This window comes from Asanoa ishikariensis, from assembly GCF_900107455.1.
Classification (GTDB): domain Bacteria; phylum Actinomycetota; class Actinomycetes; order Mycobacteriales; family Micromonosporaceae; genus Asanoa; species Asanoa ishikariensis.
Map to the genome: position 1 here is coordinate 2,911,156 of NZ_FNQB01000001.1, position 19,861 is coordinate 2,931,016.

The window sequence follows — 19,861 nt, forward strand, 5'->3', positions numbered from 1 at the left end:
GCCCGTTTTTGCTCCTCAGACGCCGATCCGGCGCCAGTCTCCCCAGATCGCGAACGTCATCCCGGCGCCGGCCTGGATGTTGACGAACAGCGTCTCGCCGTCGGGGCTGAACGTGGAGCCCGCGAACTCGTCGTTGGTCCGGGGCGCCCCGGAGCTCGACGTGAGCCGGTTGAGCGCGATGTCGAACAGCTCGCCGTCGCGGCCGAGTCCGCGCAGGTAGTTGTCGTTGGTGTTGTCCTCACAGACCACCAGCGTGCCGCGCGGGCTGGTGGTGACGTTGTCGGGGAAGTCCAGGGTGTCCGGACCCGGTGACCGGTAGACGGCCCGCAACACCTCGTGCTTCGGGTAGTACGCCCAGATCTGCCCATGGCCGTTGCCGTAGCCGCCGGTCGCGTGCGGCCCGAGCTCCGTCTCCGCCTCGCCGCCACCCTGGGTGGAGGTGAAGTAGATGACGCCGTCGTCGTACACGGCGCCCTCGAGTCTCGAGAAGTAGGCCGCGCCCTGCTCCCAACCCTGTTTGGGTACGTGGATGGTCGCGTCGTCGTTGGTCGTCGGCGCGGTCTCCCCGGGCGTGTAGGGGAAGGTCGGCGAGGGATCGTCGATGTCGACCCATTTCACGTCGTACGTGGCCCCGCGCCGCTGGTCGGCCTCCAGGTGGATGTTGGGGCGCTTGCGAACGGCCAGCATCTGCAACCGGCCGCGGTTGTCGAGATGCCCGAGCCGCATCGGATCCCGGCGCGGCTTGTAACGGAAGAACCCGGACGGGAACTCGAAGCTGTCCTCGGTCAGGTAGAGGTAGCCCGAGTGCGGGTCGTAGGCGACCGCCTCGTGGGTGAACCGCCCGGCCGCGGTGATCGGCTCGCCCGTGGCCTCGCCGCGGACGGGCACCTCGAAGACGTACCCGTGCGGCTTGGTCAACGGCACGTTGGACGCGTTGGTGAAGTCCGGGCCGACATCCGGCCCGTTGACGGTCTCCTCGCAGGTCACCCAGCTACCCCACGGCATCCGCCCGCCGGAGCAGTTCATCATCGTGCCGTTCACGCTGGTGTACGCGCGGCGCACCTCGCCGTGCGGGGAGACGTGGACGGTCGTGGTGCCGCCGCGGGCCATGGGGTCGTAGGGCGTACGCGGCCCGAAGGCCGGTCCGGGATTGTTGACCTCGTGGTTGCGGATGAGGACGATGTCGTCCCTGCTCTTGTCGCGGAAGGCGCCCATGCCGTCGTGCCGCCCGGGGAGCGCGGTGCCGTCGTCGAGGGTGATGGGTGACTCGGTGTCGTGGAAGGAGCGGTAACGGAAGCCGGCCGGCACGTGCAGCCGCACCTTGCCGTCACGCAGGTCGGCGATGTCGTCGACAAGAGGCGCCTTGGGGGGCTTGGGGTGGGCCGAGGCGGCATCGCGGTTGACGAACCCGAGGAACGGCCCACCGAGCGCGACACCGCCGGCCGCGGCCGCGGCACCCCGCAACAACGTGCGACGATCGAGATCAGACATCGAGGACTCCTTTGTCGGAATCCATCGATCCTCACGAGGCCAGGCCACCTGCGCAACCGCTGGTTGGCCCGGGGTTAACCTGCCGTCCATCTCTTCACGTATATACTTTCTGCGATTCCGTATATACGAGGGTGGTGTGCCGTGACCAAGGTGCTCATCGACGTCGACGACGAAGCGCTCGCCGAAGCTTCGGAGCTGCTCGGCACCAAGACCAAGAAGGACACGGTCAACACTGCCCTGCGGGAGACCGCCAACCACCTCCGGCGGGCCAAGGCGCTGGCTCGGCTCGCCGAGCTCGGCGAGGCGGGAGCGTTCGACGACCTGCTCGACAAGTCCACCTATCGCGGATGATGCCGGCGCGGTTCCTGATCGACACCAGCGCGGTGGTCCGACTGCTGCGCGACAGCGACCTGCGGCAGCGATGGCAGCCGCAGATAACCGCCGGGGTGCTCGGCATCTGCCCGCTCACCGAGATGGAGCTGCTCTACAGCGCCCGCTCCAAGGCCGACCGCGAAGAGCTCGTGGAACTGCTCGGCGTGACCTTCGTGTGGATCGCGATGCCGGAGCGGGTCTTCCTGCGGGCGGCCGAGGTGCAGTCCGCCATGACCGCGCGCGGCACGCACCGTTCGGCCGGGGTCGTCGACCTGCTGCTGGCCGCGACGGCCGAGCTCAACGGGTTGGCGCTGGTGCACTACGACCACGACTTCGACGAGGTCATCTCCGTCACCGGCCAGTCCGCGGTCTGGATCGCCACGCCGGGCTCGATCGCCTGACTCACAGCCAGGTTGATGCGATCCCCGCAGGCTCCGCGCTTCCGGGTTAATCCACACGGTCAGCGGTTGTCGCCGTCCGTTCGGTTTCCGGGTTGTTGGGAGATTCCTCCCTTTTAATCCGATTTCATTGGAACCGCAGCCAGGCCCTTATGGAATCGAGACGCTCGGCCGCGTCGATCCCACTGCGATCCCAGATCCGGAGCACTCAGCGTGACCTATCAGCCGCCGCAACCCCCGCCGGGTCACGGTCCTGTCTTCCCGACTCCGCCCGGTGGCGGCCCCTACTACGGGCCGCCAATCAAGCCGACGAGCATGCGGCACAACAAGACGCCGTGGCTCATCGGAGGCGTTTTGCTTCTTGCTTTGTGCTGCGGCGGGTTCGGCGTCGCCGCGCTCAGTTCGGACGACAATCCGGTAAGCCAGCAACCTGCCGCTGCTGAGCCCGCCGCGTCGGCCAAGGCGGCCGAAGACGTTGTCGCCACGAGCCGTGCTCCATTTGGCACCTGCGCTGAGGCGGAGAGCGCTGGTGCGCTTCCACTCCGCGTCGGCGATCCTGGGTACTCCCGGGCACTCGACCTCGATGAGGACGGGCAGGCATGCGTTGCCGCGACGCAGGCGCCGGCGCTGCCGCCGGTGAAGCCGGCCAAACCCGCCCCGAAGCCTGCGCCGACCATCGAGGACGGAATTTGGACGGTGGGTGAGGACATCCCGGCAGGCACCTACAAGGTGACGGAGCCGATCTCCGGCTCGTGCTATTGGGCGATCTTGAAGTCGGGTACCAACGGATCGGACATCATCGAGAACGACCTGCCGTCGGGTGGTCTGCCACGGGTGACGATCAACAGAGGGCAGGACTTCAAGACCAACGGCTGCGGCACCTGGAAGAAGGTCGGTTAGCCGCTTAGCCCGCCCCGTCAGAGCCAGGCTTTCAGCTCTTCGACGAACAGGGCCGGCTGTTCCCAGGCGCCGAAGTGGCCGCCGCGGGGTGGTTCGCCCCAGTGGACGATGTTCGGGAAGCGGCGTTCGGCCCAGCGGCGGGACGGGCGCGGCACCTCCTTCGGGAAGACGGTGCAGGCGGTCGGGACGCGTACCGTGTCGGTGGTTTCGGTGGTGAACCACCGTGAGACCTCGGCGATGCTCTCCCGGTAGAGGCGGGCCGAGGAGGCGGCGGTGCCGGTCAGCCAGTACAGCGTGATGTTGTCGAGGATCTGGTCGTCGGTGAGCACCGCGGACAGGTCGCCGTCGTGGTCGGACCAGGTCCAGATCTTCTCGACGATCCAGGCACAGAGGCCGGCGGGGGAGTCCACGAGGGAGTAGCCGAGGGTTTGCGGTCGGGTGGCGTGCACCATGGAGTAGCCGTCGCCTTCCCGTTTTCGCAGGTCCTCGAGTGCTTTCGCCTCGGCGGGCGTCAAATCCGTGCGGATCGGAGCCACCAGCGGGGGTACGAGGTGGATGCCGAGCAGGCGGTCCGGCGCTTGCATCGCCAGGCTGGTCGAGATGCTGGTGCCCCAGTCGCTTCCCGCCGCGATGAACCGGGGGTAGCCGAGCGCGGTCATCAGGTCCGCCCAGGCCCGCGCGATCCGGTGGATGCCCCAGCCCTGCTCCGTGGGCGTGCCGCTGAAGCCGTATCCGGGCAGCGACGGCACCACCACGTCGAAGCCGGCTGCGGTCAAGGGCTCGAGCACGGCCTCGTACTCGAAGAATGATCCTGGCCAGCCGTGGGTGAGCAGCAGTGGCAGTCCGCCGCCCTTGTGCACGTGCAGCGCGTGGATGTCGAGGCGGTCGACGGTGATCTTGACCTGCGGGATCTGGTTGATCCGGTCCTCGGTCGCGCGCCAGTCGTAGCCATCCGCCCAGTAGGCGGTCAGGTCTCGCAGGTGGGCCAGGGGAACGCCCTGGGCCCAGGCGTCTTCGTCCGGCGGGGCCGGCTCCGGCCATCGGGTGGCGCGGAGCCGGCGGCGCAGGTCGTCGAGAGCTGCCTGGGATTGGCGCACTCAGAAGCCGGGGAACACCCGGCGCAGGTCGTCGAGGCTCAGGGGGCCGTCGAGCTTGACCGACGCCGGCGTGAACTCGGGCTTGAGTCGGCCGGTGACCAGCCGCAGCCAGGTCTCCGCGGGCAGGCGCAGGGTGCCGTCGGGGTCGGCCGGTGCCGCGGCGAGCGCGATCTCCGGGCCGAGAGTGAGCCCGAACGTCTCGGGTACGTCGGTGATCTCGACCGCCAGCGTCGCGGTCTTGCCGTCGAGCTGCTCCGGCTTGGCGAGCCAGCCGAACATGTGCGCGGCCTGGCCGAGCAGCAGCGACGCGGCGGCGGCGTCGACCGTGGCCGCGGTCTCGAAGGCGACCGCGACGTCCCAGGCGTGCAGCGCGAACTCGTTCAACCGCATGGTCCCCGCCGCGGCGACGTCGACCGGTGCCGGCATCCAGGCGTACGTGATCCGGACCGACTCGCGCTCCTCGGCGTCGAGCGCCTCGAAGCGCCTGACCAGCGCCTCGTTGGCGGTGACGACCCAGTCGGCACGCTCCTGCCGGGTCGCGTTGTCCCACTTGGCCCAGACGCCCTTGTTGAAATCGCCGTCCGGCGGGGTGCTGCCGGCGATGCCGGACTCGAGAATCGCCAGGTTGATCTCCGCACCGCTGCCCAGGTGGCTGAGCACCTGGGAGACGTCCCAGTCGCTGGCGCCGGAGGGCTTGGCGAGGTCGTCTGCGGTGAAAGCGGCGACCTTGGCGGTGAGGTCGTCGTGGCCGGCACGTAGCACCGCGATGACGCGGTCGGCTTGGGATGCCATCGAAGGTTTGCTCCAAACGCGAGGGGGTTCGCACCGAGACTATGCCGCTTCGCTTCGGCGGAAACTGTCAGAGGTCGCCGATAGCGTTTGTCGCGACACCGATGAGAGGGGCACGGAATGCTTCGGGGATTCGCGACGATCAACTACTGGACCGACGACCTGGCCGCGGCCAGCGCCTGGTACGCGAAGGTGCTCGGCGTCGAGCCTTACTTCGAGGTGCCGGGCGGCTACATCGAGTTCCGCTTCGGCGACTACCAACAGGAGCTGGGCCTGGTCAACCGCGCATACGCGCCGGAGGGCACCTCGACCACGTCCGGTGGCGTGGTCACCTACTGGCACACCGACGACATCGAGGCCGAGGTGGCCCGACTGGTCGAGCTCGGAGCGACCCTCCGTGAGGCACCCCGCGACCGCGGCAAGGGCTTCATCACCGCCACGGTCACGGACCCCTTCGACAACATCCTGGGAATCATGTACAACCCCCACTACCGAGACGTCCTAGCCGAGCGCGACTGATCAGGGCCGAGGGTCAGGCGAACTTGGCGAAGACCGTGGCCGCGATCTCGGTCGGTGCGGGCATTGCCGCGATCTCCGTGGCCACCTCGGCCGAGGCGGCGCGCAGCGACGGGTCCTCGACCAGGCGGCGCACGGCATCGGCGTCGATCCGCTTCATCGGCACCGCGAGGCCGGCGCCTCGGGCAGCGACCAGGTGGGCGTTGTGCGCCCGGTCGCCGGGGCCGGGGGTGACGAGCTGGGGCACGCCGGCGGCCAACGCGGCGAAGATGGTGCCGGCGCCGCCGTGGTGCACGATCGCGCTGGCCGTCTCCAGGGCCTCCGGGAGCGGGGCCCAGCCGATCGCGCGGACGTTGGGCGGCAGGGTCCGGCCGGCCAGCCGGTCCGCGGCGCGGATCAGCACGAACTCGGCGTCGACGGACGGCGCGAGTCGGACGATCCGGTCCAGCACCGCGGTCGAGCCCGGGCCGACGATGGTGCTGTGGCTCACCAGGATCCGGGGACGGCTCGCTGGTTCGCGCAGGGACGACGGGAGGGTGGCGCCGCCGCCGTACCCGACCGGTCGCATGGGCTGCCCGCTGGCGCCGGGCACCAAGCTGTCGGGGCTGATCCGAAGCACCGCGCCGCTGGCCGGCACGTCGATCCGTGGCCGCATCTTCGCGGTGGTCACCGTCAGGAGCAGCGCGTCGTCGAAGAGCGTGTTGCCGTGCAGCACCGTGGGCACGTCGTGCCGCGCGGCGGCCACCGCGCCGGCGCCGGCCAGGGGTTCGTGGACGACCACGTCCGGGCGCCAGCGGCCGACCAGTTCGGTGGTCGCGCCGAGGAAGCGGTCGTTGACCGCGCCGAAGATGTGCCCGACGGCGTCCGTGCCGGCCCGGCCCGCGAGCTCGCGCACCAACAACCTCGGGCGGCTCAGCATGGTGCCGAGGGCGATCCGGCCGAAGTTGAACGGGCCGACCACGTCCTCCACCGGGAAACCGGCCGGTGGCCGGGCCGCGGCATCGCCACCGGAGGCGACGAGCACGTCGTTCCCCGCGGCACGCAGCGCCTCGGCGAGCGGGATCATCGGATAGAGGTGGCCGATCAGCGGGGCTGCGACGAACAGGATCCGCACGGGTGGTCCTCATCTCTTCGGCCTTGCCGCGTCCAGAACCGACCCTAGCCCGCGATGTCACCGGCCGTTGGCGTCGGGCGCCGCACAGCGACGTAAGGGGTACGCCACCAGCGCGCCCGACCACCTCGGCGACGGCGACGCCGCACGCCGGCCTTCGACCGTCGCCCTGCCGGGCGACCGGCCGGTGAAGAGCAGCACCAGCGGCGGCCAATATCACCAGGCCAGCGGCGTACAGAGCCCAGTGACCCACGCCCCCGCTGGTAGGTTCAGGTTCATGGCCAGGGTGATCTTCGGTATGACCGTGTCGGTCGACGGCTACGTCGAGGACGCCGACGGCAGCGCCGGTGCGCTCTATCCGGACCTGGCGGAGCTGCGGCCGACCCACTACATGACCGAGATGATCGACGAGACCGGTGCTGTCCTGATGGGGCGGCGGACGTTCGCGATGGGCGACCCCGACGGCTACGCCGGCACGTACGAGTTCCAGGTCCCGATCTTCGTCCTCACCCACGAGCCGCCAGCCAACCACCCGCGTGAGGGCGGCGGGCTGACCTTCACGTTCGTCACCGACGGCGTCGAGGCGGCGGTCGCGGCGGCCAAGACGGCGGCCGGTGAGCGCGACGTCACCGTCGTCGGCGGCGTCGACCTGGGCCACCAGCTACTCACCCGCGGCCTCGTCGACGAGCTTCGGCTCGACGTGATGCCGGTGTTCCTCGGCGGCGGGCGGCGGCTGTTCGAGCCCGACGCCGACCTGGCCGCGCTGGGCCTGCGTACGACCCGGGTGGTCGAGGTCGGCATGCGTACCTCCCTGCGGTTCTCGGTGTCCCGGTGAGACACGTCGCCTTCGACCGGCTGCACAACTTTCGCGACGTCGGCGGGTACTCCACATCGGAGGGCCGCACCGTGCGCTGGGGCCGGCTCTACCGGTCCGACGGGCTGGGCAAGCTCGCCGGCGCCGACTGGGTGAAATTCCAGACGCTGGGCGTACGCACCGTGATCGACCTGCGCCACCCGGAGGAGGTCGCCCGCCGTGGCCGGGTGCCCGGGTACGACGGGCTCGCCTACTACAACCTCTCCATCGAGCACCGCCCGTGCCGGCAGGCGACCGTCGCGCCCGAGGTCGAGCCCGTCCGGTTCCTCGCCGACCGCAACGCCGAGGTGCTGGCCGACGGCGTCGTCGAGATCGGGCAGGCGTTGGACGTGATCGCCGCCGCCGGGAGCGCCCCTGTGGTCATCCACTGCGCGGCCGGCAAGGACCGCACCGGGCTGCTCGCCGCGCTCGTGCTCAGCCTGGTCGGCGTCGGCGACGACGACATCATCGCCGACTACGCGCTGACCGAGCTCGCGGCCGCGAAGTTCATCAAAGACTGGGAGGCCAACCCGGCCAACCCGGCGATCACCTGGCCCGGCTACGGCCTGGCGCCCGCCGACGCGATGCGGCTGACGCTGAAGGAGCTGGCGGCGGCCTACGGATCGGTGCACGACTATGCCCGCGAGCACCTCGGCGTCGACGACGCCCTGCTGGCCGGCCTGAGGGCGACACTGCTCGACCCGTAGGGTGGGCGTCATGCGGGTGGCGTACGGAGCGGACGACGCGAACGAGACCACACGTGCCGTCCAACAGGCCCTCGCCGACCGGGCCGTCGAGGTCGTCGACGTGACCGGCGACCAGCAGTGGCCGGACATCGGCGCCGCGGTCGGCCAAGCGGTCGCCGGCGGAACCGCCGACCTCGGCGTGGTGCTGTGCTGGACTGGCACGGGCACGGCGATCGCCGCCAACAAGGTCACCGGCGTACGGGCGGCGTTGGCCTGGGACCCCTGGATCGCCTCCGGCGCTCGCAAGTGGAACGACGCGAACGTGCTGGCGATGAGCCTCAAGCGGCTCGCACCGGACGTCGCCGTCGAAGTGCTGGCCGCGTTCCTCGACACGCCCGGCCCCGACCCCGACGAGGCCGCCAACATCGCCCGGCTAGGTGCCCTGGATGACTGAGCTGCGCCGGGCGACGCCCACAGACCTCGCCGCGATCCTGGCCGACCTGCCCGCGTACTGGGGCGACCGCGACGTCCGCCACCTCCACCACCCGATGTTCGTCCGCGAGTTCGGCGACACCGCGTTCGTGTCCGGCGACGTCGACGGCTACCTGTTCGGCTTCGTCGCACCGGCACACGTCGGCTACATCCACGCGGTCGCGGTGCACGAGCGCAGCCGCGGCAGCGGCCTCGGGCGCCACCTGCACGCCGCGTTCGCCGCCGCCGCCCGAGCCCGAGGCGCCACCCGCCTCAAAGCGATCACCGGCGCGGCCAACGCCGACTCGATCGGCTTCCACGAACGCATCGGCTTCACCGCCTGCCTCATCCCCGACTACAGCGGCCCCGGCCAAGACAGGGTTGTCCTCACCCGCGACCTGCTCTAAACCGAAACGGGCTCCGAACAGACCGAAGCGGTCCCGGGTCCGTCGGGGGCGCGACCGTCGCTCCCGCCGGGGACCGCTCCGCTTCGCTCCGCTGCCAGGCCCGCCGTGGGCGCGGCCAGCGAAAAGACCAAGGACCAGCGGGACGCAGAAGCACACCGGACGTCATCAGGCGGAAGTTCTCCTGCGTCGCGTATGTGCCGGCGAAGCCCTCCCGGCCTCCGCCGCCCCGTCCGGGCCGTCTTCAGGTGCGGCGGCCCATCGCGCTGGCGATCTCCCGGTCGGCGGGCAGACCGGCTTCAGGTGGGGCGGCCCATCGCGTGGGCGATCTCCCTGTCGGCGCGCCGACCGGCAATCTGCGGTGGCAACTGCCGCGCAGGCGGGCCGCAGAGGGACGCCATCCGCGTGCCGAGGTCAGCCATGCGATAAACCTGGCGACGTCGCCGATCGTCCCCGGGATACTGGGCGCTCATGGATGAGGTCGAAGTCGTCGTCGCCCATTACGAGCGTGCGACTCTGCGCGTCGGTGACGTGTTCCTGAAAGTGGACACCGATCAGGCGCGCATCGACGTCGAGGTCGAGGCGATGTCCCTCGTGCCGGTACCGACTCCAAAGATCCTGTGGCGCAAGCCCCCGGTGCTCGCGATCGCCGCCGTCCCGGGGACGACGCTCGGCCGCCTCCGCGGGCCGTCGACCGGGTCGCCGGCGGCGTGGGCCGCGGCAGGCGCCGCCATCCGGAAGCTCCACGAGGCGCCCCTGCCGCCCATGCCGGGCAGGGCCGGCCGGAGCATCGCCGCGCTGGTGGCCGAACTCGACGACGAGTGCGAGTCGCTCGTAAAGAACGGTGTCCTGCCCGCTGACCTGGTCACCCGCAATCGCCAGGTCGCCGAGGGCGCGCTGCGGCCGTGGACTCCGGCGTTCACGCACGGCGACCTGCAGATCGCGCACGTCTTCCTCGACGGCGACAAGGTCACCGGCATCATCGACTGGTCCGAGGCGGGCCAGGGTGACGCCCTGTACGACCTCGCCACCTTCACGCTCGGACACGAGGAGCACCTCGACGACGTACTCGCGGGCTATGGCACCGACGTCGACCTCGACGTCATCCACGCGTGGTCGTCGTTGCGAAGCCTGCTGGCAGTGCGCTCACTGATCGACCACGGCTTCGACCCCTTCACGCCGGGCTGCGAGGTCGACGTGCTGAGATCCCGGATGTAGCAGTTCAGATCGCGACCGCGCGGGCGGCGGCCGGATCCTCGGTGGCGAGGACCGCGGTGGCAAGCCGTTCGCAGTCCGCTTTCGTGTGGGCGGCCAACGCGTCCCGTACCGCCGGGATCGCCCGGGCTGGCACCGACAGGCTGCTGATGCCCAGACCGGCGAACACCGGCGCCAGTCCCGGATCGGCCGCCGCCTCGCCGCAGATGCCGACGGGCTTGCCGGCGGCACGGCCGGCGCGGGCGCACGCGGCGATCAGGTCCAGCAGCGCGGGCTGCCACGGGTCCAGCAGCTCGGCGAGGTCGCCGCACATCCGGTCGGCCGCGAACGCGTACTGGCTGAGGTCGTTGGTCCCGATCGACACGAAGTCGACCTCGCGCAGCAGCGCTCGTATCCGCAGGGCCGCGGCCGGGATCTCGACCATCACACCGGCCGACGCCAGGCCGGCCGCACGCGCCCGGGTCACGAAATCCCGGGCTTCGGCCGGCGTCGCGATCATCGGTGCCATCACCCAGGCCGTGGCCCCGGTCCGGGCGGCCGCCGCCGCGATCGCCGCGAGTTGGCCGTCCAACAAGGCCGGATCGCGGCGGGCCAGGCGCACGCCGCGGACACCCAACGCCGGATTCGGTTCGCCGGCCTGGTCGAGGAACGGCAGCGGCTTGTCGGCACCGGCGTCCAGGGTGCGCACGACCACCTTGCGCCCGCCGAGGGCGTCGAACACGGCCGCGTACGCCTCGACCTGCTCGTCATGTCCGGGCATCTTCTCGCGGTCGAGGTAGAGCAACTCGGTGCGGAAGAGCCCGACACCCTCGGCACCGGCCACCGGGTCGGCCGCCGAACCCACGTTGGCCAGCAGCTCGACCGCCCAGCCGTCGGCCGTCCGGCCGGGACCCGTCGACGCGGCGGCCCGGGCCCGGCGTTCCTGCTCCCGCCGCCGGGTGTCGGCGACCGTGGCCTCGTCGACGCCGACCCGCACCGCACCGGCGGCGCCGTCGACCGCGACCACCATCCCGTCGCGGAGACCGGCCGCCCCGCCACAGCGGACCACGGCCGGGATGCCCAGCGAGCGGGCCAGGATCGCGGTGTGGCTGGTCGGTCCGCCGGCCTCGGTGACCAGCGCCAGCACCTGCTCCGGATCGAGGCCGGCCGTGTCGGCGGGCGCGAGGTCGGTCGCCACGAGGACGAACGGGTACCCGGGCGACGGGATGCCCGGCATCGGCGCGCCGCTCGACACGGCCACCGCCCGATCGCGGAGGTCGTCGAGGTCGGCCACCCGCTCGGCCAGGTAGCCGCCGGCCTCCAGGAAAGCCTGCCGGTGCACGGCGAACGCGGCGTCGATCGCGTGCGGCGCGTCGGAGCCGGCCCGGATCGCGTCGGCCACCGCCTCGTCCAGCACCGGGTCCTCGGCCATCATCACCTGGGCGCGGAGGATCTCGGCGGCGGTGGCGTCGCGCGTGGCGTCGGCCCGCCGGCCTAGCTCGGCCGCGACCGCGGCCAGCGCCGCGGCCGCGCCGGCCAGTTCGGCCTCGACGTCGGAGACGCTGTGCGGTGCGGGCAGCTTCGGGGCCGTGCCGGCCCGGCAGACGGGACCCGCGGCGAAACCGGGGGAGACACCGATGCCGCGCAGCGGCTCAGCCATGAGAAGCGCTCTCGTCCGCGTCCAGGTCGCGGGCCAGCAACGCGGCCAGGTCGTCCAGGACGGCGTCGGCGCCGTCGCCCTCGGCCGAGATGGTCACGGCGGTGCCGCACTTGGCGCCGAGAGACAGGACCGAGAGCATGCTGTTGGCGGGTACGGGTTTGCGGCCCTCGACATTGATCTTCACCGGCAGGGGAGCGGAGCCGGCGGCGGCGACGAACAGGGCCGCCGGGCGGGCGTGCAGGCCGGTACGCGAGCCGACGGTCACGGTGCGGGACGGCATCTTGGGAAACCCCCTCAGGGCTCGATGGTGACCTTGATGGCTGCGCCGCGCGCGACGATGTCGAACGCGTCCAGCGCCGCCGTGACGGGCAGGCGGTGGGTGATCAGATCGGCGACCGGCACCGCGCCGGACGCGATCAGGTCGAGCGCCTGCCGGTTGTGCGCCGGGCTGGAGCCGTTGGCGCCGACGATGGTCAGCTCCTGGTAGTGCACGAGGTTGCTGTCCACCCGGATCGCCGGGTCGTCCTTGGGCAGCCCGCCGAAGAAGCTGATCCGCGCCTGCCGTGCGCAGAGCGCGAACGCCTGCTCCTGCGCCGCCTTGGACGCGGCGGCGGTGATCACGACGTCGGCGCCGCGGCCGTCGGTCAGCTTGCGCACCTCGTCGACCACGTCGGTGTCGGCGCCACAGATCGCGGCGTCGGGGCGCACCCGGTCGGCGGACATCTCGAGGCGCTCCCGATTCAGGTCGACCAGGAACACCCGCGCGGCTCCTTTGGCCCGGGCCAGCCGCACGTGCAGGCAGCCGATCGGGCCGGCGCCCATCACCACGACGTCGTCACCCTCGCCGACCCGGGCCAGCGTCTGTCCGTTGAGGACACACGCCAGGGGTTCGGCGACGGACGCTTCCGCGTACCCGATGCCGTCGGGGATCCGGTTGAGGCCGTCGACGGCGAGGACCTTGGCGGGTACGAGCATGAACTCCGCGAAACCGCCGTCGTAGTGGTAGCCCATCGACTCCTGGTTGGGGCAGACCGTCATCCGACCGCGCCGGCACTCGCCGCACTGCCCACAGGGAATCGCCGCGATCACCTGCACTCGGTCGCCGGGGCGCCAGCCGGTGTCGCCACCGTCGACCACCTCTCCGGCGATCTCGTGCCCCATCACCCGCGGCGGCCGGATGTGGTGGTGCCCGAACTTGAAGATCTTGACGTCGGTGCCGCAGGTGGAGCAGTTGTGCACGCGGATCAGCACGTCGCCGCCGGTGCGGGTGGGCTCCGGGGCGTCCTCGATGCGTACGTCGCCGGGCGCGTGGAAGCGCACGACCTTCATGCGGTCTCCTCGATCGGGGTCAACAGGTCGTAGACCGTGGCCTGGTCGGTGGCCGCACGCAGCGCCGCGGCCCGGTCGGGGTCGAGCAGGATCTGGGCGAGCTCGCCGAGCACCTCGACGTGCCCGTCGCCGCGGGCCGCGATCGCGACGCACACGGTGACCGGCTGGCCGCCCCAGTCGACGCCGTCCGGAAAGCGCAGCACGGCCAGCGCGTCGCGCAGCACGGTCTCCTTGCCGGCGAGGGTGCCGTGCGGGATCGCCACACCTTCACCGACGTACGTGGAGACCGACTGTTCGCGGTCCAGCATGGCGGCCACGTACGCGGGAGCCACCGCGCCGACCTCGACCAGCACCTCGCCGCAGCGGCGGATGGCCGCGTCCCGGTCGGTGGCCGTCTCGGCGAGCCGGATGGCGGCCGGTTCGAGCAGCGCGCCGAGGCCCTCAGCCATCGAGCTCGCCGCCGGTCTCGACGGCCTTCACCAGCCGGGCAACCGCCGGGTCGCCGATGAACACCTGCACCGGCACGATCACCTTGTCGGGTGCGCTGCCCCGGGCCCGGGCGACCAGGCCGGCGTGGCAGACCACGACGTCGGCGTCGGCCGGGATCGAGTTGACCGGGGTGTGCTCGACGGTGACCCGGTGCTTCTTGAGCTGGCGCCGGAGCTGGCTGGCGAGCATGACGCTGCTGCCCATGCCGGCGTCGCAGGCCACGACGACCTTCTGGATGTCGCTGCCCTTGATGTTGGCCATGACGTACGCCTCTCGGGGGATGAAGGAAGGGACCCTTGTTATCGCTTTTCGCATAGGAAGGGTCCCTTCCTAACGGTCAGGGGGTGCGTTGCTCGGGGACGGTGCCGGCGACCGCGGGCTCGCGGGTCGGTTCCGGCTGGGTGCCGGGCTGCGGGTCGGCATCCGGGGGTACGGCCGCGGCGTCGCCGTCGGCGACCGTCGGGTCCTCTTTGGGCTCGAGGCGGCCGAAGCCGAGCAGTGCCGCGGCGACCGCGAACGTCACGCTGGCGGCGATCACGACACCGAGCAGCATGGGTACGTAACCGCCGCGCGGCGTCACCGCGAAGTAGGCGAAGATGCTGCCCGGCGACGGCGTCGCGGTGAGCCCGGCACCAGTGATCATGAAGGTGCCGACGCCGGCCGCGCCACCAGCGATCATGGCGATGATCAGGCGGGGCTTCATCAGCACGTACGGGAAGTAGATCTCGTGAATGCCGCCGAGGAACTGGATGATCATGGCGGCCGGCGTCGTGGCACGCAGGTTGCGCGGGCCGAAGAAGAAGAACGCGAGCAGCAGGCCGAGGCCGGGCCCCGGGTTCGACTCGATCATGAACAGCACGGACTTGCCGGTCTCGGCGGCCTCGGCCACCCCGAGCGGACCGAACACGCCATGGTTGATGGCGTTGTTGAGGAACAGCACCTTGGCCGGCTCGACGAGCACGGAAGCCAGCGGCAGCAGGTTGCGGTCGACCAGCCAGTTGACGGCGTCGCCGGCCCCGTTGGTGACGGCCCGCATGACCGGGCCGATCGCCCAGGCGCCGAGCAGCGCCATCCCGCCGCCGATGATGCCGGCGGAGAAGTTGTTGACCAGCATCTCGAAGCCCGGCCGGATCCGGTCCTCGACCAACGCGTCGAACTGCTTGAGCAGCCAGGCGGTGGCCGGACCGATGATCATCGCGCCGAGGAACATCGGCGAGGCGTTCTCGAGCTCGGTGCCCATCACGGCGCCGGCACCGACCGCGACGCCGACGGTGGCGACGGCACCGACCACGGCACCGCGCTGCCCGTGCACCAGCCGGCCACCGGTGTAGCCGATCAGGATGGGCAACAGGAAGAAGATCATGGGGTTGACCAGCTGACCGAAGTCGTCGTTCGGTATCCAGCCGGTGGGGATGAACAGCGCGGTGATCAGGCCCCAGGCGATGAACGCGCCGATGTTCGGCATGATCATCGCGGCCAGATTGCCGCCGAACCGCTGCACGGTGGCACGGAATCCGGTGCCCTGCACCGCCGGCGTGTAGCCGGTTTCCTCGGTCGTTGTCACCGAACGCTCCCTTCGGGGGTGGGGGAGGGGTCCGTCAGCCTCGCGAAGCCAGGCTCCGGACGAGATCGGAATCGGGATGGATCACAACGGCGTCCCGCCGCAGATCAGCGGGACGTGGCATGCGACTGCCGGGCAGACTGACCGCCGCCGCACCCCAGGCCAGCCCTTCAGCCAAGGCGGCCACAAGATCAGGCCGCCGCGCGCCGCCTCGGTCGTCGCCGCCCGCGACCTGGTCGGCGGGAAGAGAGCCGAGGCGCTCGAAGCCGCCACCGGCGGTGGATCCGGCGCCAGCGCCGTCCGCTGTTGCGGCAACGCTGGCTTCCGCGGTGGTTGGGCCTGCACCGGCGTTGCCGGTTGTTGCGGCAACGCCAGCCCTTGCGGTGGTCGGGTCCGGACTGGCGTTGTCGGTTGTTGCGGCAACGCCGTGACCGGTGCGTGAGCCCGCACCGGTGTTGGCGGTCGTTGCGGCAACGGCGGCGTCCGAGGCGCTGAGGGCGGCCAGGAAGCCCGCCAGCAGCGCGTCGCCGGCGCCGACCGTGCTGCGGGGTGCCGGCACCACCGACGCTCCGCTGACGACGGTGTCGGCGGTGACGAGGATGGCGCCCTCGGCGCCGAGGCTGGCTAGGACCGCGCCCGCGCCCCAGGCGCGTACCCGATCGGCTGCCTCGACCACGTCGGACCGGCCCGCGAGCGGGTGGCCGACCACTTCGGACAGTTCTTCGCGGTTGGGCTTGACCAGATGGGCGCCGGCCTCGGCCGCGGACCGCAACGCCGGCCCACTCGTGTCGACCGCGAGCCGTACCCCGGCCGCGACGATCCGCCGGCACAGCCGGCCGAACGCCTCCGGGGTGACGCCCGGCGGCAGGCTGCCGCAGACCACCACCCAGCCGGCGCTCCCGGCCGCGGCCAGCGCCTGGCCCGTGACGGCGTCGAACTCGACCGCCGACAGCGTCGGGCCGGGCTCGTTGACCTTGGTCACCGTGCCGTCGGGTTCGGCGAGGGTGATGTTGGAGCGGGTGTGGCCGCCGATCGGGACGGCGACCAGGTCGACGCCCTCTTCGGCGAGCAGGCGGACCAACTGCGCGCCCTCGTCGCCGCCGCACGGCAGGACCGCGCGTGACGCGACTCCGTTGGCTAGCAGTGCGCGGGAGACGTTGACACCCTTGCCGCCCGGGTCGAGGCGGCCTGAGCGGGCCCGGATGACATCGCCCCGGGCCAGGGAGTCGATCTCGATCGCCCGGTCCAGGCTCGGGTTGAGGGTGACGGTGACGATCATGCGCGGACCACGCGGACGCCGGTCGCCTCGACGTCGCCCGCCAGTTCGTTGTCGAGGCCGCTGTCGGTGATCAGCACGTCGAGGTCCGTGAGCGCGCCGAACCGGGCCAGGTAGTCGTTGCCGACCTTGGTGTGGTCGGCGAGCAGCACCACCCGGCGGGCCGCGGCGATCATCGCCCGCTTGACCGTCGCCTCGGCCGGGTCGGGGGTGGTCAGGCCGCGTTCGACCGAGCAGCCGTTGGTGCCCATGAACGCGACGTCGACGTACATGTCGGCGAGCGGGCGCAGGGCCCAGTCGTCGACGGTGGCCAGGGTCTTGCCGCGGACCCGGCCACCCAGCAACAACACGGTGAGGTTGGCCCGGGTGCCGAGCACGGTGGCCAGCACGGGCGAGTTGACCACGACGGAGAGCTCGCGGTCGGTGGGCAACGCGTGGGCCAGCCTGGCGGTCGTGCTGCCGGCGTCGAGGATGACGGAGCCCTCGTCCGGAAGCTCGGCCAGGGCCGCCTTCGCGATGCGTTCCTTCTCGGTGATCAGCACGGAGTCGCGGGCGGCGAGGGCCGGCTCGAAGCCGATCCGCTCGACGGGGATCGCACCGCCGTGCACCCGGCGGAGCACGCCGGCCCGCTCCAGGACGGTCAGGTCGCGGCGGACGGTCTCCGCGGTGACCTGAAGACCCTCGGCCAGCGCGGTCACGTCGACCCGCCCCTGAGCACGGGCGAGCCGCAGGATCTCCTCTTGCCGCTCCTCCGCGTACATGTTGCTTTGCCTCCGTATCACTTTGTTTTGTTTCTGTTTACGCTTGAGTCTGTGGGAAGTCAAGACATGGAAATGCCCCGAACCGTGGGGTACGGCCGGGGCAGGGGAGCGGACTAGGAGGCGGCGAGCGACCCGAGCAACGACAGGGAGCGGGCCGACTCGGTGCCCGGTTCGGCGTGGTAGATGCCGAGCATCAGGCCGTCGGTGCCGGCGATCGTCAGCTTCTCCGCGAACAGGTCGAGGTCACCGACCTCGGGATGGTGCATCAGGCTGAGCCGGGCCTCGGGCCGGCGCACGTCGTGCCGGGCCCACAGCTCGCGGAACTCCTGACTCTTCAGGGACAGCTCGCCGACCAATGCGGCCAGTCGCGGATCGTCGCCGTGCCCGGTCGCGTCGGCGCGCAGCCCGGCGACCACGTGGGCGACCGCCTCGGGCCAGTCCCGGTGGAAGGTGCGCGCGGCCGGGTCGAGGAACACCTGGCGCAGCCGGTTGACGCCGGGAACGAGGTTCGGCGACAGCGCGACCGCCATCCGGTTGGCGGCCAGCACGTCGAGCCAGCGGGTCTGCACGAACGCGGGAACGGTCTGCGCGTCGAGGAAGTACCGGATGCTCTCGGGGATGGCGGTCGCCGCGGGGCGGCCGGGGGCGCGCGAGGCCGGTTGGCTGAGACTGATCATGTATGCGGTGGCGTCCGCGTCGAGCCCGAGCACCCGGGCGAGGGCGTCGAGCACCTGCACGGACGGGTGCCGGTCACGGCCCTGCTCCAGGCGCAGGTAGTAGTCGGAGCTGATCCCGGCCAGCATCGCCACCTCTTCGCGGCGCAGCCCGGGCACCCGACGGACGCCGACGCCAGGGCGCAGACCGACCTCGGCGGGCGTGATCCGCTCCCGGTGCGCCCGCAGGAAGTCGCCGAGGGCGTTGCTGGTCTCCACGCCATCGACGATAGGCGCGCGCGGGACGCCGTGCGTGGTCCCCGTACTACCAGGGAACCGCAGGTCAGTTGGGCGAGACGAGCGGGGTGCCCGGCCAGCGCAGTGCGCGCGAGGCCGGCGCCGGACGACCGAGATGGAAGCCTTGCGCGTACGGCATCCCGAGCGCGGCGAGCGTGCGTACCTCCAGAGCGCTCTCCACCCCCTCGGCGATGATGTCGGTGACTCCCGCACCGGCGGCGAGCAGGCGCACCGCCCGTACCACCGTCGGGTCGGGAAGTCCCGGCTCCTCGTCGTGGAGCAGCTCCCGGGAGATCTTGATGCCGTCGATCGGCAGGCGGCGGACGCTGGCCAGCGAGGAGAAGCCGGTGCCGAAGTCGTCGACCAGGATCCGGATGCCGGCCCTGCGCAGCTCGATGAGCTGGGCGCGGGAGCGGGCCGACGCCAGCAGCGCCGACTCGGTGACCTCGATGCGCAGCTCGTCGGCGGGGATGCCCTCCTCGTCGAGTGCGCGCAGCACCTGACCGGCGAAGGCCTCGTCCTCGAGCTGCACCACGCTCACGTTGACCGAGAGCCAGGTGTTGCGGTAGCTGCCGTAGCGGCGCTTGTCGCGCAGTGCCCGGCGGAGCACCCGCAGCCCGATGTCGCTGATCAGGCCGTTGCGCTCGGCGGCGGCGATGAAAGCGTCGGGGGACACCCAGCCGCGCTCCTGGTCGGGCCACCGGGCCAGCGCCTCGTGCCCGACGATCCGGCCACCGTCGAGCGCGACCACGGGCTGGTAGTGCACGGTGAGGCGGTCGGCCTCGACGGCACGCCGGAGGTCTATGTCGAGGGACACGCGCTGGAGAGCGTCGGCGTCCATCGGGCTGCCGCAGACGGTGACGGCGCCCGGCGCGCGCCGGCCGGCGTCCTCCAGGGCCAGGCTGGCCCGGGAGAGCACGGTCTCGCCGTCGTCGCCCGGGCGGGCCACGGCAGCACCGGCGCTGAGCTGCCCGTACACCGTCGGGGTCCAGCCGCTGCCCTGCGCGACCAGCTCGTGCATGCGCTTTTCCAGCCCGTCGGGGTTGTCCAGCGCGAGCAGCATGTTGCCGTCCGGCAGCACCGACAACAGGTCGCCCGGCTCCAGGCGGGACCTGATCCGGGAGCCGATCCGTTCGAGCAGCTCGGTGGCCGCGGAGGAGCCCAGGGTGGTGCGGATCTCGCGGTAGTCGTAGATCGCGAACCGGGCGACCGCGTACCCGGTGCCGCGCTCGCGGGCAAGCGTGGCAAGGTGATTACACAGAGTAGTCGATTCGACCGTTGTCGGCGGAATAGGCACGCGCGTCGTCAGGTCCGCTGTCACATTTCCCCCTGAGCACGTGGGGTCGCCCCAGCCGACGGCCCTGCGCACTGTGATTACCGGACGCCCTACGGTACGTGATGGGTCGGGCAAATCGGGTACCCAAAATGACCGAAATCACCGGCCCCTGACATCTCCCCTGATTGGGGGAATGCCTGGGTCAGGAAAAGTGTCATACCCCGCGGCTAAAGTTGCCACGGCAGAGATTCTGCAGGTCTTCCATCATGTCAGGAGT

22 protein-coding genes and 1 pseudogene are annotated in these 19,861 nt (G+C 71.3%); 9 read left to right on the forward strand and 14 right to left on the reverse strand.

All coding sequences use genetic code 11. The annotated features are described in order from the left end of the window. Positions 1-15: 15 nt before the first annotated feature. The gene (locus tag BLV39_RS13655) at positions 16-1,491 is read right to left on the reverse strand and encodes a PhoX family protein (protein ID WP_090790781.1); all 1,476 of its coding nucleotides are present in this window, start codon (positions 1,489-1,491) and stop codon (positions 16-18) included. Positions 1,492-1,632: 141 nt separating this feature from the next. Between BLV39_RS13655 and BLV39_RS13660 the strand changes: the two genes are divergently transcribed. The 3 genes from BLV39_RS13660 (at position 1,633) to BLV39_RS13670 (ending at position 3,161) form a co-directional block, all read left to right on the forward strand. After that, complete coding sequence (locus BLV39_RS13660; protein WP_090790783.1) at positions 1,633-1,842, forward strand: type II toxin-antitoxin system VapB family antitoxin; 210 nt, start codon at positions 1,633-1,635, stop codon at positions 1,840-1,842. Further along, on the forward strand, positions 1,839-2,264 hold the full coding sequence (locus BLV39_RS13665; RefSeq protein WP_090790785.1) for a PIN domain nuclease: 426 nt from the start codon (positions 1,839-1,841) through the stop codon (positions 2,262-2,264). The genes BLV39_RS13660 and BLV39_RS13665 overlap by 4 nt, the downstream gene beginning before the upstream one ends. Positions 2,265-2,576: 312 nt before the next feature. Beyond that, complete coding sequence (locus tag BLV39_RS13670; protein ID WP_090790786.1) at positions 2,577-3,161, forward strand: excalibur calcium-binding domain-containing protein; 585 nt, start codon at positions 2,577-2,579, stop codon at positions 3,159-3,161. Positions 3,162-3,178: 17 nt separating this feature from the next. On the opposite strand, the gene BLV39_RS13675 is transcribed toward BLV39_RS13670, so the two are convergent. Continuing rightward, complete coding sequence (locus tag BLV39_RS13675) at positions 3,179-4,258, reverse strand: epoxide hydrolase family protein (protein WP_090790788.1); 1,080 nt, start codon at positions 4,256-4,258, stop codon at positions 3,179-3,181. Beyond that, complete coding sequence (locus BLV39_RS13680; protein WP_090790790.1) at positions 4,259-5,050, reverse strand: maleylpyruvate isomerase family mycothiol-dependent enzyme; 792 nt, start codon at positions 5,048-5,050, stop codon at positions 4,259-4,261. A 117-nt stretch (positions 5,051-5,167) separates the two neighbouring features. Here BLV39_RS13680 and BLV39_RS13685 point away from each other — a divergent pair, with 117 nt between their 5' ends. After that, positions 5,168-5,566: a VOC family protein gene (locus tag BLV39_RS13685; RefSeq protein ID WP_090790792.1), complete on the forward strand. Its 399-nt coding sequence runs from the start codon at positions 5,168-5,170 to the stop codon at positions 5,564-5,566. Between the two features lie 13 nt (positions 5,567-5,579). Here the strand turns inward: BLV39_RS13685 and BLV39_RS13690 are convergent, their stop codons facing one another. Continuing rightward, the gene (locus BLV39_RS13690) at positions 5,580-6,677 is read right to left on the reverse strand and encodes a glycosyltransferase (RefSeq protein WP_090790794.1); all 1,098 of its coding nucleotides are present in this window, start codon (positions 6,675-6,677) and stop codon (positions 5,580-5,582) included. Positions 6,678-6,951: 274 nt separating this feature from the next. Between BLV39_RS13690 and BLV39_RS13695 the strand changes: the two genes are divergently transcribed. The 5 genes from BLV39_RS13695 (at position 6,952) to BLV39_RS13715 (ending at position 10,306) form a co-directional block, all read left to right on the forward strand. Continuing rightward, positions 6,952-7,509, forward strand: a complete 558-nt coding sequence (locus BLV39_RS13695) for a dihydrofolate reductase family protein (RefSeq protein ID WP_090791498.1) — start codon at positions 6,952-6,954, stop codon at positions 7,507-7,509. Further along, positions 7,506-8,234, forward strand: a complete 729-nt coding sequence (locus BLV39_RS13700) for a tyrosine-protein phosphatase (protein WP_090790795.1) — start codon at positions 7,506-7,508, stop codon at positions 8,232-8,234. The genes BLV39_RS13695 and BLV39_RS13700 overlap by 4 nt, the downstream gene beginning before the upstream one ends. A 10-nt stretch (positions 8,235-8,244) precedes the next feature. Then, positions 8,245-8,667 (forward strand): RpiB/LacA/LacB family sugar-phosphate isomerase, encoded by a 423-nt coding sequence (locus tag BLV39_RS13705; RefSeq protein ID WP_090791501.1) that lies wholly within the window; start codon positions 8,245-8,247, stop codon positions 8,665-8,667. Then, on the forward strand, positions 8,660-9,091 hold the full coding sequence (locus BLV39_RS13710; RefSeq protein ID WP_090790797.1) for a GNAT family N-acetyltransferase: 432 nt from the start codon (positions 8,660-8,662) through the stop codon (positions 9,089-9,091). Before BLV39_RS13705 ends, BLV39_RS13710 begins: the two co-directional genes overlap by 8 nt. Positions 9,092-9,559: 468 nt before the next feature. Next, positions 9,560-10,306 carry a phosphotransferase family protein gene (locus BLV39_RS13715; protein WP_090790799.1) on the forward strand — a complete coding sequence of 249 codons (747 nt, stop codon included), beginning with the start codon at positions 9,560-9,562 and terminating at the stop codon, positions 10,304-10,306. A 4-nt stretch (positions 10,307-10,310) separates the two neighbouring features. On the opposite strand, the gene ptsP is transcribed toward BLV39_RS13715, so the two are convergent. The 10 genes and pseudogenes from ptsP to BLV39_RS13765 all read right to left on the reverse strand — a co-directional run bounded on the left by ptsP (position 10,311) and on the right by BLV39_RS13765 (position 19,629). Further along, positions 10,311-11,942: a phosphoenolpyruvate--protein phosphotransferase gene (gene ptsP, locus BLV39_RS13720; RefSeq protein ID WP_090790800.1), complete on the reverse strand. Its 1,632-nt coding sequence runs from the start codon at positions 11,940-11,942 to the stop codon at positions 10,311-10,313. Continuing rightward, positions 11,935-12,222, reverse strand: a complete 288-nt coding sequence (locus tag BLV39_RS13725; protein WP_090790802.1) for an HPr family phosphocarrier protein — start codon at positions 12,220-12,222, stop codon at positions 11,935-11,937. Before BLV39_RS13725 ends, ptsP begins: the two co-directional genes overlap by 8 nt. A 14-nt stretch (positions 12,223-12,236) precedes the next feature. Beyond that, complete coding sequence (locus BLV39_RS13730) at positions 12,237-13,271, reverse strand: zinc-dependent dehydrogenase (protein WP_090790804.1); 1,035 nt, start codon at positions 13,269-13,271, stop codon at positions 12,237-12,239. Continuing rightward, entirely contained in the window at positions 13,268-13,720 is a 453-nt protein-coding gene (locus BLV39_RS13735; protein WP_090790806.1) for a PTS mannitol transporter subunit IIA, read from the reverse strand. The genes BLV39_RS13730 and BLV39_RS13735 overlap by 4 nt, the downstream gene beginning before the upstream one ends. Next, positions 13,713-14,021: a PTS lactose transporter subunit IIB gene (locus BLV39_RS13740; protein ID WP_090790808.1), complete on the reverse strand. Its 309-nt coding sequence runs from the start codon at positions 14,019-14,021 to the stop codon at positions 13,713-13,715. The genes BLV39_RS13735 and BLV39_RS13740 overlap by 8 nt, the downstream gene beginning before the upstream one ends. A 76-nt stretch (positions 14,022-14,097) precedes the next feature. After that, positions 14,098-15,324, reverse strand: coding sequence for a PTS transporter subunit EIIC (locus BLV39_RS13745; RefSeq protein WP_090790810.1), 1,227 nt, complete (start codon positions 15,322-15,324; stop codon positions 14,098-14,100). Between the two features lie 483 nt (positions 15,325-15,807). Then, a pseudogene (locus BLV39_RS45320) lies at positions 15,808-16,600 on the reverse strand (1-phosphofructokinase family hexose kinase); the annotation flags it as partial. Next, positions 16,597-17,358 carry a DeoR/GlpR family DNA-binding transcription regulator gene (locus tag BLV39_RS13755; protein ID WP_090790814.1) on the reverse strand — a complete coding sequence of 254 codons (762 nt, stop codon included), beginning with the start codon at positions 17,356-17,358 and terminating at the stop codon, positions 16,597-16,599. The gene BLV39_RS13755 and the pseudogene BLV39_RS45320, both read right to left, overlap by 4 nt. Before the next feature lie 113 nt (positions 17,359-17,471). Further along, positions 17,472-18,290: a helix-turn-helix transcriptional regulator gene (locus BLV39_RS13760; RefSeq protein ID WP_090790815.1), complete on the reverse strand. Its 819-nt coding sequence runs from the start codon at positions 18,288-18,290 to the stop codon at positions 17,472-17,474. A 64-nt stretch (positions 18,291-18,354) separates the two neighbouring features. Beyond that, complete coding sequence (locus tag BLV39_RS13765; protein WP_176984884.1) at positions 18,355-19,629, reverse strand: GGDEF domain-containing phosphodiesterase; 1,275 nt, start codon at positions 19,627-19,629, stop codon at positions 18,355-18,357. Positions 19,630-19,861: the final 232 nt, after the last annotated feature.